The 11223-nt window shown below is 43.2% G+C and carries 10 protein-coding genes, 1 tRNA gene and 1 pseudogene; 5 read left to right on the top strand and 7 right to left on the bottom strand.

The window, feature by feature from the left end:
• Window positions 1–124: 124 nt before the first annotated feature.
• Both F2B13_RS19305 and F2B13_RS19300 read right to left on the bottom strand, forming a co-directional pair.
• Window positions 125–562, bottom strand: coding sequence for an RDD family protein (locus F2B13_RS19305; RefSeq protein WP_149275113.1), 438 nt, complete (start codon window positions 560–562; stop codon window positions 125–127).
• Window positions 563–1055: 493 nt separating this feature from the next.
• A pseudogene (locus F2B13_RS19300) lies at window positions 1056–1226 on the bottom strand (tyrosine-type recombinase/integrase); the annotation flags it as partial.
• 47 nt (window positions 1227–1273) lie between these two features.
• Between F2B13_RS19300 and F2B13_RS20695 the strand changes: the two are divergent.
• A complete protein-coding gene (locus F2B13_RS20695; protein ID WP_232625270.1) occupies window positions 1274–1438 on the top strand; it encodes a hypothetical protein in 165 nt (54 codons plus the stop codon).
• A gap of 34 nt (window positions 1439–1472) precedes the next feature.
• On the opposite strand, the gene F2B13_RS19295 is transcribed toward F2B13_RS20695, so the two are convergent.
• A tRNA-Arg gene (locus F2B13_RS19295) sits at window positions 1473–1546 on the bottom strand.
• A 63-nt stretch (window positions 1547–1609) separates the two neighbouring features.
• Between F2B13_RS19295 and F2B13_RS19290 the strand changes: the two genes are divergently transcribed.
• On the top strand, window positions 1610–2122 hold the full coding sequence (locus F2B13_RS19290; RefSeq protein WP_149304879.1) for an adenine phosphoribosyltransferase: 513 nt from the start codon (window positions 1610–1612) through the stop codon (window positions 2120–2122).
• Here the strand turns inward: F2B13_RS19290 and F2B13_RS19285 are convergent.
• The 3 genes from F2B13_RS19285 to F2B13_RS19275 all read right to left on the bottom strand — a co-directional run bounded on the left by F2B13_RS19285 (window position 2119) and on the right by F2B13_RS19275 (window position 4958).
• Window positions 2119–2271: an SsrA-binding protein gene (locus F2B13_RS19285; protein WP_149275116.1), complete on the bottom strand. Its 153-nt coding sequence runs from the start codon at window positions 2269–2271 to the stop codon at window positions 2119–2121. The genes F2B13_RS19290 and F2B13_RS19285 overlap by 4 nt on opposite strands.
• Window positions 2272–2965: 694 nt before the next feature.
• Window positions 2966–4597 (bottom strand): M56 family metallopeptidase, encoded by a 1632-nt coding sequence (locus tag F2B13_RS19280; protein WP_198439750.1) that lies wholly within the window; start codon window positions 4595–4597, stop codon window positions 2966–2968.
• Between the two features lies 1 nt (window position 4598).
• Window positions 4599–4958 carry a BlaI/MecI/CopY family transcriptional regulator gene (locus F2B13_RS19275; protein ID WP_149275118.1) on the bottom strand — a complete coding sequence of 120 codons (360 nt, stop codon included), beginning with the start codon at window positions 4956–4958 and terminating at the stop codon, window positions 4599–4601.
• A gap of 155 nt (window positions 4959–5113) precedes the next feature.
• Here F2B13_RS19275 and F2B13_RS19270 point away from each other — a divergent pair, with 155 nt between their 5' ends.
• Both F2B13_RS19270 and F2B13_RS19265 read left to right on the top strand, forming a co-directional pair.
• The gene (locus F2B13_RS19270) at window positions 5114–6052 is read left to right on the top strand and encodes a calcium/sodium antiporter (protein ID WP_149275119.1); all 939 of its coding nucleotides are present in this window, start codon (window positions 5114–5116) and stop codon (window positions 6050–6052) included.
• A 14-nt stretch (window positions 6053–6066) separates the two neighbouring features.
• The gene (locus F2B13_RS19265) at window positions 6067–7680 is read left to right on the top strand and encodes a carboxypeptidase-like regulatory domain-containing protein (RefSeq protein ID WP_149275120.1); all 1614 of its coding nucleotides are present in this window, start codon (window positions 6067–6069) and stop codon (window positions 7678–7680) included.
• Window positions 7681–7741: 61 nt separating this feature from the next.
• On the opposite strand, the gene F2B13_RS19260 is transcribed toward F2B13_RS19265, so the two are convergent.
• Window positions 7742–8758, bottom strand: a complete 1017-nt coding sequence (locus F2B13_RS19260) for a glutamine synthetase beta-grasp domain-containing protein (protein ID WP_149275121.1) — start codon at window positions 8756–8758, stop codon at window positions 7742–7744.
• Window positions 8759–8970: 212 nt separating this feature from the next.
• On the opposite strand from F2B13_RS19260, the gene F2B13_RS19255 reads away from it, so the two are divergent.
• The gene (locus tag F2B13_RS19255; RefSeq protein WP_149304878.1) at window positions 8971–11154 is read left to right on the top strand and encodes a glutamine synthetase III family protein; all 2184 of its coding nucleotides are present in this window, start codon (window positions 8971–8973) and stop codon (window positions 11152–11154) included.
• Window positions 11155–11223 lie beyond the last annotated feature (69 nt).

Raw genomic sequence — 11223 nt, 5'->3', positions numbered from 1 at the left:
TGTAATAAACTTATTAAACAAGCTTATGGAATATCAAAATCAGGTATGGATTATGATCGAAATTATGTGGGTAGGTTGAGCTAAATTTCATTTGTTTTTTAGCTCAGTTCTTTGTTACCATACGTTATTCATTTTCTTTATTGTCCGTCCGGACAACGACCGTTTTAGCCCAGATGTCCCCGAGCCTTTGATTCTTTTCGGTTGCATTGATTGAAATTATTCCGACAATTCCAAGAAAGGACATATCGATAGGGTCAAGCAAGTGCCTTTGCAAAGATTGGAGAAAAATTGGCGAGTCCACAAGGCCGTTTATGGATTTTGGCTTTAATTCCACCAATGAGTTGCCAATAGTTCTCCCAAACCATTGCTCGATTCCAACTGTCATTACTCCCCAAATGAGTACCGGTCCCAGCGCTAAAAACCCACTCACTCCATATCCGCCCTCTTCGTTGGGTTCTCCAATTGTATATGTGTAAATAATTGTGAAACAGAAAATGAGAACATAATCCACTAAACCCGCAATGATTCGCCTTGTAAGATTTGGTTGTGATGTTACAATCATAGATTAATGTATGGTAACGGTTCGGCTACGATTTGTTGCTGGAATTTACGGCTGTAAATTCCTACGTGCAAATCGGGGCGCCCAATGGGCTGATTTTCATGACAAGGCGGTAGGAAAGCCATAAATTGTAGCCATTGTTAGCGAACCGTGCGGCGCCCTGGCCACGGGGAAGGCCGACCGCCCCCGCCTGCCATTTCCCTTGGCCTTCTCGAAAAAGGTTTTTTTATGTCCTTCCGCGATCGATAGAAACGCCCTGTCCGTGGATCCTGGCCGATACATCGCAACAAAGCCGCGCGTCCCGAAAACCGCTTTTCGAGAAGGGGGCCTGCCACGGAGGTTACATTTTTATTTTAAGGGAGACGAATTCTGTGTACGAGCTACGGACACTGGGGAAACAAATGATTCTGGCAAAAAGGAACGGTCCAAAGAATTATTAGGGCGCAATGTTCGCTAACGTAGGAATATGATCATTGATGATATATCCATTATAGGACTAAGATAACAGATCTTTGATATTCATGAAAGATCGGTCCGCCACATGGGTGTAAATTTCCGTTGTCTTGGTAGTATTGTGACCCAACAGCAGCTGAATATGCCTTAGGTCCGTACCGCTTTCCAAACGATGGGTGGCGAAACTGTGCCTTAAGGTATGTAATGTAACGGGTTTTTAAAAAGATCCGAGAACGGGAAGCAGAAATATGTACTGGTGATGTGGCAGGAGTATATGGAGCCCAAAGCGTGATGGTGTCTTTGACCCTAGTAAGGGCCTTGGCCCATGTCGGCCATTGGTATGATAACCCGACCTTGGGAGAATTGTTTCACTTCCTGACAAAGCTCCGCTTTGAAAATAGCCCAAACAAAAAAACGCTCAAGTAAACTTGGCGTCTTTTTATATTGAACGATATATTCGTGACCTCGGCAGGATTCAAACCTGCAACCTTCTGAGCCGTAATCAGATGCGCTATTCAGTTGCGCCACGAGGCCAATAATGGGGTGCAAATATATTTCTTTTTAAATTTATCGGCAAACGAACTTTAATCTAATTGAATGAATTTAAAAAACTATGTCCGTGATATCAACGACTTCCCTGTCAAAGGTATCGTATTCAGGGATATTACGCCTCTGCTAAAAAATGCGGCCGCCCTTCAAGAAACTACCGAACGCTTACTCGCCCTAATTGCAGATCGGCAAATTGATAAGGTCGTCGGAATGGAGAGTAGGGGCTTTTTCTTTGCGCCCTTGTTGGCCGTCCGATTGAATGCCGGGTTCGTGCCCATTCGTAAACCCAAAAAGCTACCGGCCGAAAAAATAAGACAGACCTATGACCTTGAGTACGGTACCGATAGTCTCGAAATACATCAAGACAGTATCCTTCGGGGAGAAAAAATATTGGTTCATGACGATGTGCTGGCGACGGGGGGCACGGCCAGTGCTACTTGTGAGCTGATCGAACGTCTTGGCGGAGAAATCGTACAATGCAATTTTTTGATCGAACTTGATGTTCTTCGTGGCCGAGAAAAATTAAATAAATACGAAGTGGCTTCGCTACTGCACTATTAGTCCAATGCCCTTGTGGTCACGTAGTACCGCCAGCCTATGAGCGCCATTTGAAATTTCGAGGCCCGCGATAGGTCCAGCTGCCTTTTCGAATAGGACGGAAGCAAGAACTTGTTCAGCTTTGCCAAGAATTTAAAGAGCGCCTTTTTCATTTTTGTAAATTTATTTGGTCGGGCCACCTATAACCATGTGACCTATTTTGCCCTGTGCGACCGCACCATTCCGATAAAAAAATAAGATCCGTATCTCTCTTACCATGGCATCGTACATTCAGATGCACTTTTATGCGGTAATATTACAAATATAACTACTTATAAATCAAACAAAAAAGACTGCGATAATGCAGTCTTTCGTCATGATAGGCCTATATGATTCAACTCAAAATACCAATGTGATCAGCATCAGTAGCAGCAGTACTAGAATTTTAGCAAGTGTAATCATTATAAGGGTTTTTAGGTGAATCCCTACCTCATTAATAAGGCGTAAAGGGATGGGTACATCGTACTCCTAGATTGTTTTTCAAAAAGAAGATAGGGCAATTAGGGCCTTTGCTACAAGAATTTTTTGTTAAATTGATGAAAGTGGATACATATTTATAATCAAAAAAACGAATATTATTGTTATGTGTAATACGTATTCCTTAGTTTATGTTTACATATGAAACTATATATGATATATTATATTACAATATGTAATAAGTGAAGGGCATTTTTTACCCTGAAAATAATTTTCAAGGGAAATGACATGGTTAAAAAGGCCTTTTTTGTCAATTCCATTGATTACTGGAGCCCTAAGAGCCGCAAAAAAGAAATGACATACCCACAGATCACCAATAGAAAAGGCAAGTTAGTCTTTGACCGTAGTGATTTCAATGGCACCATCTTTCGCCCTGTTCCCGTATTTTTGAAGGGCATCCGCACCTTTTAGTACGTGCATCGCTTTAATGCGGTCAGGGTCCAATTCTTTTAAGACCGATTTCGAAGAAACTTCCCCATCGATAATTACTAGTGGATGTTCTACCGGCCGTTTGGCATCTCCATTATATGGCCTGATTTCGATGACCCCATCTTTGGCTTTTTCACCGTATTTCCCCGTCGGATATGAGTCCTTCAAAACTTTTATATGTGGTATTTCTTCCGATGTAGCGTAGTGTAGTGTAGCATGGGGTACCTCTTTTCCGTCCAGGACAACCGTAGGCATGGCCTCAAAGGAAGGTATGCCTGTCGACACGCCCAATGCATGTGCTTTACCGTTCGCTGAATCCCCACTTAAGTTAAAGGTCGAACGACCTGGTTTGGAATCCGAATCCGAATCTTTGATGGTAGAGACAAATATGCCACCTTCTTTATTAACGCCAAAGTATACGGTAGAAATTCCGGTAGCTTCGGCGTAACTACCAGTGACAAAATGATCGGGGCCAAGTCTATATTCAAGTGCGAGTTCGATGATCTCACCCGCTTCGTTCCGTTGAAGTTTATTTAAGGTTAACGAACCGTTTTCTTCTTTGATCGTTTTTGCCAAGGCTTCCAATTCGACGTCGGAGGTGGTTTTCGTAATACGGTACGTGCGTGCGGATAGCGTTGAATGGGCAACCAATTGGTTTTCGGGTGCAGGTACACCGATCTTGGCCTCCGTTCTTATGTTGAACAAAACAATAAAGGCGATCAAAAAGGGAAAGGGTATACCATATTTAAAAAGACGTGTAGACGAAGTCCGATCTTTATTGATCATATGAATTCTTTTTTTGATTAATGAATTGAAAAAGGTAGTACTGACCCAAAACTGGTTGATGTTGAAATGCGCTTTTAACAGCAAATATTGATACTCTTTTGATCCGACACCAGTGTTAAGGGTGTCCCGATCGGCTATAAACTCTAGATTTTGTTGTACCGCTCCTTTAAAAAGCCAAGCGAAAGGGTTGAACCATTGTAGGACGAGTAGGGCAAGGGTGAGAAAAACATCCATGGAATGGTAATCTTTAACATGAATTCGCTCATGTTCCATGATGGCCTTTAACTCTTTTGGGGCATAGAGAGAGGGGTTGTATACAATATAATTTAGAAACGAAAAGGGGGAGACGGACCGCTCGATTTCCACATAATATACACCATTCTCTTTGAAAGTACGGCCCGAGGCGATCAGCCGGTGCATTGAGGCAAACTGTACAAGTGTCCTGCCCAAAAAGAAACAGCTTCCCAGCACGTATAACACTCCGAAATAATACAACCAATTTACAGAAGCCTCCCGTGTAGCGGGGCTTGATATTTCCGATAGGGTTTCGCCGATGGGGCTTGCCTCTAAATATATCGTTTGGGTAAAGGTGATCAAAGGGAGTACGGTAGCAATGAGCAGCCCTATAATCAAGAACCATCGGTGTGCCGAAAAATGGGTGTCATTCGCTAAAAAAAGCTGGTAGCATGACCAGACCAATGCAATCAAAATAGCCGATTTTAGAAGGTAGATCAGAAAGGCTTCCATGCTATTTATTTTTTTCGATCTGATCAATGATTTCCTTGAGTTCCGCCACCGATATTTTCTCTTCCTTGGCAAAAAAAGATACCAGACTTTTATAACTATGGTCATAATAGTCCATAATCGTACTATTGATAAATTTTTTACGATAGGCGTTCTTCGATACCAAGGGGTAGTACCGATGTGTGTTTCCAAAGGCCTCATGGGCCACATAATTCTTTTCCTCTAGATTGCGAACTATGGTGGAAAGCGTGTTATAGTGGGGTTTTTCGTCTAGAAGTTCAGCCCTGATTTCTTTGACAAAAGCTTTGTTCAGCCGCCAAAGAATTTTCATTACTTCTTCTTCCCTAGGTGTCAAGCGCATCATATTCCTTCTTTTAAGTGCAATATACAACTAAAAAATTAGTAGTACAACTATAAATATAGTTAATTAACTGTACTTATAGTTGTCTAGTTGAACGCAAACCTCTTTTCCTTTATTAAGGGTTCGTATTCTTGCCATATCTTTGTTAAAACCTTTAGATGCAAAACATTCTTTTTATTGTTCTAGGCCTCGTACTTCTAATTACGGGAGGAAATTGGTTATTAAAATCGGCCGTAGCCCTTTCCCTAAAACTGAGTATTCCGAAAATTGTAATTGGAATGACAGTGGTTTCCTTTGCGACTTCTGCACCCGAGCTTATTGTCAGTATTAAGTCCGCGCTCGAAGGTTTTCCCGATTTGGCCTTGGGCAATGTCGTAGGTTCGAACATTGCCAATCTCGGGCTGGTGCTGGCCGTGACCATCATTTTAGGTAGTATCGATGTGAACAAGAGTTTTTACACCACCGACTGGCCGGTAATGATGTTGGCCTCTATATTATTTTTTGCTTTTATCTATTTCGATGGCGTTTTACTGCGGTATGAGGGTATCATTATGGTGGTTCTCCTCTTTCTTTTTTTGGTGTATTTGTTGCGCTTTCAGAAACCTGCGGTAATCGATGAACTGCCCGAAGACGATCGCCCCTTGCCGGCGTACCAGATTGTTCTCTTTTTAGGATTGGGCGGCATAGCACTATGGGGCGGATCTGAACTTTTGATATCGGGCGCAGTGGGTCTGGCCGAAAATTATGGGGTCAGTGAAAGGGTCATTGGCGTCACGGTTGTTTCGGTAGGTACGAGCATCCCCGAACTGGCCGCTTCGATAATTGCGGTAATCAAGAAAGAAAAGGCTATTTCTTTGGGTAACCTTATCGGGTCGAACATTTTTAACATTCTGGCCGTACTTGGTATCACCTCGATTATTACGCCTATCAAGGTGATGGATCAAGGCCTGCTTGAAAATGATATTTTCTGGATGCTCGGTATTTCTTTTTTAATCCTTCCTTTGGTATTTTTTCCAAAAGGTTTGCGCCTGGGCTGGCGCGATGGCCTGGTATTGGCTATAGTGTACCTAACTTTTGTGTATTTTACGATAACATAAAACGGTCTCATAAAATGGGTAGGGCAGCACTTTGTTTGGGTATACTTGCCATTCTTTTTACCCTGCAGTGTGGGGCTCAGCACAGAGAATTTATACAAGGCAGGTTGGTCGATGCGGCTACCGGGGAGGCCGTTGTATTCGCTACGGTTCGTGTCAAAAATAGGGCCATGGGCGTTATCTCTAATATGGACGGGTCGTTCAAGGTACCCCTTACATTCAAAGAGGTCGGTGATACCCTCGAGATTTCCTGTATGGGGTATAGCACCAAAGACCTATTACTTTCCAACTTCACCTTGAATGAAACCAATACCATTGAACTTTATCCGTCGGTAGAACAATTGAACGAAGTGGTGGTAAGGAAAAGAAGGTCGAAAGAAAGTTTGGGTTCAGCGGAGATTATAAACAGGGCCATCGCCGCCATTCCTGAAAACTATCCGTATGTACCGTTCTCCTACGTGGGGTATTATAGGGATTATCAATTGAAGGGGAATGAATACTACAATCTCAACGAGGCCATCATCGAGGTGTTCGATCGTGGTTTTGGCGCTATCGAGCAGACCACTTCGAAGGTGATGATCTATGATTACAAGCGTAATAACGCGTTTCCAAGAGATACTGTCGCTGAAATGCCCTATGGCGGGCAGGCCTTTGGGAAACGTATTCCTGGAGCTCGGTTAGAGAATTACGGGGGGAATGAGTTTATGATTCTGAGGGTCCACGATGCCGTGCGAAATCATGCGATCAATGCCTATGACTTTGTCAATCGCTTGGATGTCGACTTCAAACGAAACCATAGTTTTGAACTAAAGCCTCAAACCTCTACCGGAAACGAAGGGCTGTATGTGGTAGCCTTTTTTAGGAATGAGGGAAGTTTTTGGGCCGAGGGCCGCATCTATATCTCCAGAAGGGATTTTAGCATTTATAGATTGGATTATAGCCTATTTAAACTTGAGGACGGAGCTACTTCAAAGATTTTTTCACGCGAGGATGGCAATCTAAGGAAGATAGTGGATATCAAGTTGGAGTATCGAAGACATCAAAAAAAAATGTACCTCAATTATATTTCGGTGAACAACTTTTTTAGGGTCGACGAACTTCCTGAATTTACCATCAAGTCTTTTGATATCGACCCGGAAAGAAAATGTTATACGTTAGATTTTACGAGAATGCCCAATAAAAAAGAGGCTAAAAAATTAAGTCGATATAACATCTACTATAAGGGGAAAAAATCAAAAATTAGAAAGGTCGAAGTGTTGGGCCGTAAAGTGTTGCTTTTTCCCAAACTTGAATTGGGAAGTAGGGAGAACGATCTGTTCACGAATGCGAAGAAAGACGATTCGTTTGAATTGTTCTCCAAAACTACCGACCCCTTGGGAAAAAATGATTTTCGATTTGACATTCGCAATCTCGAAGATATAAATGGACAAAAATTCAATGAATCGAAGCTCGTAGAGGCGAATCAATTTCGTGAGTTTTTTGTTCAGGAAACGAAACCGGATGAAAAGCCTCCTACGGGTGCGTTGTTCATGAAAAAGAACCGCCCGATTTTTTTGAACCAACCCATTCAGGGTGCGAACAGGCCAAGTACCTATTGGATGAATACACCATTGCAAAAAGTAGGGGAATAAAAAAACCGCCTTTAGACTCTTCCAAAGACGGTTCTAGTTTGAAGAAGTATCTTCCTAAGTTTTAAATCTTAGCAGACTTCACGGTCTTAACGATTCTTCCGGCGATTTTATACGGGTCACCGTTAGAGGCTGGTCGTCTATCTTCTAACCAACCTTTCCATCCGCTTTCTACGGTTGCGATCGGAATACGGATAGAAGCTCCACGGTCAGACACTCCGTAGGAGAAATCATGAATGGAAGCTGTTTCGTGCTTACCGGTCAAACGCTGGTCGTTGAACTCTCCGTAAACTTCGATGTGTTCTTTGACCACAGGTCGGAAAGCCTCACATATTTTTTCGTACACTTCTTTTGAACCGGCCGTACGTAGGGTGGTGTTAGAGAAGTTGGCATGCATACCGGAACCGTTCCAGTCCATATCTTTTCCAAGAGGTTTTGGGTGATACTCGATATAGTAGCCATATTGTTCGGTCAAGCGGTCTAAAAGGTAGCGAGCCACCCAAAGTTCATCGCCGGCCAGTTTGGCGCCTTTGGCAAATAATTGAAATTCCCATTGGCCACAGGCAACTTCTTGGTTGATACCTTCAAAATTCAAGCCTGCTGCAATACACAAATCCGCATGTTCTTCGACGATGTCACGGCCATGTGTATTTTTACCGCCCACGGAGCAATAGTACATACCTTGAGGAGCAGGATATCCACCTACGGGGAAACCCAAAGGTAGTTGGGTAGCGGTATCCATGATAAAATATTCCTGTTCGAAACCGAACCAGAAGTCATTGTCATCATCGTCAATCGTAGCCCTACCATTTGATTCGTGAGGAGTGCCATCTGCATTTAAGACCTCGGTCATTACCAACCAGCCATCCTTTCTTGCGGGATCTGGAAAAAGGGCAACAGGTTTCAAAAGACAATCTGAAGAGCCTCCTTCGGCTTGTTGGGTCGAACTTCCATCGAAAGACCACATATCGCAATCTTCCAAAGTTCCATCAAAATTGTTGACCACTTTGGTCTTGCTGCGCAAGTTTTGCGTTGGGTAATATCCATCTAACCAGATATACTCTAATTTCGTTTTGCTCATAATCTTGGTAGTTAATTTTTAAATTTTCAGACGAACAAAAATATGTTTTTTGACCAATTTACCTAATTTTTCAGGGGTTAAAATTGAAAAATCAACATATTATTTCAAATAACCCCAAAATTTTTAGGGTATTTTGATTTTAACTAATTTTTGTCCTTATTTTTTATTAAATCCTTAATTATTACTTTAGCCGAAATTAACCGATTTTACCTATGTCAAGACAGCGATTCGATGCCATTTCCGAGAGCAGAAATAGAACCCGTATTCCGGTAGAAGAATCGGGCAGACGCTCGGCGTTACATGCTACCTACGTCTTTAATGAAGAGCGTATGCTGCAGTATCTGACCAAAGATGCACTTCAAAGTGTTCAAAGTGCTATTTTTTCGGGCTCGAAAATAGAACGCAAAATTGCAGACCAAGTGGCCGAGGCCATGAAGGGTTGGGCCATTTCTATGGGAGCTACCCACTATACACATTGGTTTCAACCGTTGACAGGCGCTACCGCCGAAAAGCACGATGCCTTTTTCGATCTTTTGCCCGATGGACGGGCCCTTGAAAAATTTGGGGGCGGCCAGTTGGTACAACAAGAACCGGATGCATCGAGTTTTCCGAGCGGGGGTATACGCAACACCTTCGAGGCTAGGGGATACACGGCATGGGATCCTACCAGTCCGGCCTTTATTTATGATGCCACCCTTTGTATACCAACGATATTTGTGTCGTATACCGGAGAAGCCCTAGACAACAAAGCACCGCTTTTAAGGGCGCTACATGCCATCGATGAGTCGGCTACGGCCGTTGCGAAGTACTTTGACAAGAATGTAGCGAAGGTCAACGCCACCTTGGGGTGGGAGCAAGAATACTTCCTCATTGACAAGTCACTGGCCCAGTCCCGACCCGATATAAGCATTATCGGACGTACACTGGTCGGCCGTTCTGCTGCGAAAGGACAGCAGCTCGACGATCATTATTTTGGGGTGATCCCCCAGCGGGCCATACGTTTTATGAAAGACCTTGAAATCGAATGTACCCGTTTAGGTATTCCTGTAAAGACCAGGCACAACGAAGTGGCACCGAATCAATTTGAACTTGCCCCCGTTTTTGAAGAGGCCAATCTTGCAGTCGACCATAATTTGCTCTTGATGGATGTGATGGACAAAATTGCCGATAGGCATCATTTCAAGGTGCTTTTCCATGAAAAGCCCTTTGCGGGTATCAACGGTTCCGGTAAGCATAACAATTGGTCCTTGGCCACTGATACCGGGGTCAACCTGCTGAGTCCGGGTTCTACGCCCATGAAGAACCTCCAGTTTTTGACATTTTTTATTAATACCATTAAAGCGGTAGATACCTACGAAGAACTCTTACGTTCGTCGATTGCCTCGGCCAGCAATGACCATCGCTTGGGTGCTAACGAGGCCCCTCCGGCCATATTCTCCATTTTTATCGGCGAACAATTGAGCAATGTGCTCGATGAGTTGGAAGGAGTGTCAAAAGGGAAGCTTTCCCCTGAAGAAAAAACGGAGCTCAAGCTCAATGTAGTCGGTAAGATTCCGGAAATTCTGTTAGACAATACCGATAGGAACAGAACTTCTCCTTTCGCCTTTACCGGTAATAAGTTCGAAATGCGCGGGGTAGGGGCAAAGACCAATTGTGCGAAGCCCATGACCATTCTGAATACGATTGTGGCCAAGCAATTGCGTGACTTTAAAAAAGAGGTCGACCTGCTCATCGATAAGAAGAACCTCAAAAAAGATGAGGCTATTTTCAATGTGTTAAGGGAATATATAAAAACATCTAAGCGCATTCGCTTTGATGGTGATGGGTATAGTGACAATTGGCAGAAAGAAGCCAAAAGAAGAAAGCTGAGCAATAATAAAACCACGCCCGAAGCACTTAAGGTACTGACTTCAAAAGAAAGTTTGGCTTTGTTCGCGTCCATGGAAGTCCTGAGTGAAACCGAGGTCAAGGCCCGACTAGAGGTAGAACTCGAAGCATATACACTGCATCTTGAAATTGAGGGTAGGCTCTACAATGAATTAGTATTCAATCATATCATTCCATCGGCCATAACGTACCAAAAATCATTGATAGATAGTGTGTTAGGGTTGAAGGAAATTTATGGGGCGGCCCATAAAGAACTTACGGAAGGGCCATCGGGTATTATTGAAATTATTGCGGAAAATATAGCGGCCTTGAAGAAGAAAACAGATGCGATGAATGAAATACGTAAAAAGGCCAATAACCTTTCTGATATTCAGCGAAAGGCGTCGGCATATAGTGAAAGTGTCAAGCCCTATTTTGATGAGATCAGAACCCATTGCGATAATTTGGAGCGTTGGGTCGATGACGGCCACTGGCCCCTTGCCAAATATCGAGAGCTGCTTTTTATGTAATCAATACTTCAAGTTGGCCCCTGTAATAATGGAAGTAGTTGCTCGATGAGCACATCAAGTTTCAAAGTT

Source organism: Pareuzebyella sediminis (assembly GCF_008367235.1).
GTDB classification, from domain to species: domain Bacteria; phylum Bacteroidota; class Bacteroidia; order Flavobacteriales; family Flavobacteriaceae; genus Pareuzebyella; species Pareuzebyella sediminis.
The sequence above is the reverse complement of the archived record's forward strand: the minus strand, read 5'-3'. Positions and strand labels throughout refer to the sequence as shown.

Excerpts from the sequence above, each read along its gene's own strand:
- F2B13_RS19285 (WP_149275116.1), bottom strand. The coding sequence starts at position 2,271 with ATGAAAAAGGCGCTCTTTAAATTCTTGGCAAAGCTGAACAAGTTCTTG.
- F2B13_RS19265 (WP_149275120.1), top strand. The coding sequence starts at position 6,067 with ATGGGTAGGGCAGCACTTTGTTTGGGTATACTTGCCATTCTTTTTACC.
- F2B13_RS19260 (WP_149275121.1), bottom strand. The coding sequence starts at position 8,758 with ATGAGCAAAACGAAATTAGAGTATATCTGGTTAGATGGATATTACCCA.
- F2B13_RS19290 (WP_149304879.1), top strand. The coding sequence starts at position 1,610 with ATGAATTTAAAAAACTATGTCCGTGATATCAACGACTTCCCTGTCAAA.
- F2B13_RS19255 (WP_149304878.1), top strand. The coding sequence starts at position 8,971 with ATGTCAAGACAGCGATTCGATGCCATTTCCGAGAGCAGAAATAGAACC.
- F2B13_RS19270 (WP_149275119.1), top strand. The coding sequence starts at position 5,114 with ATGCAAAACATTCTTTTTATTGTTCTAGGCCTCGTACTTCTAATTACG.
- F2B13_RS19275 (WP_149275118.1), bottom strand. The coding sequence starts at position 4,958 with ATGATGCGCTTGACACCTAGGGAAGAAGAAGTAATGAAAATTCTTTGG.
- F2B13_RS19305 (WP_149275113.1), bottom strand. The coding sequence starts at position 562 with ATGATTGTAACATCACAACCAAATCTTACAAGGCGAATCATTGCGGGT.
- F2B13_RS19280 (WP_198439750.1), bottom strand. The coding sequence starts at position 4,597 with ATGGAAGCCTTTCTGATCTACCTTCTAAAATCGGCTATTTTGATTGCA.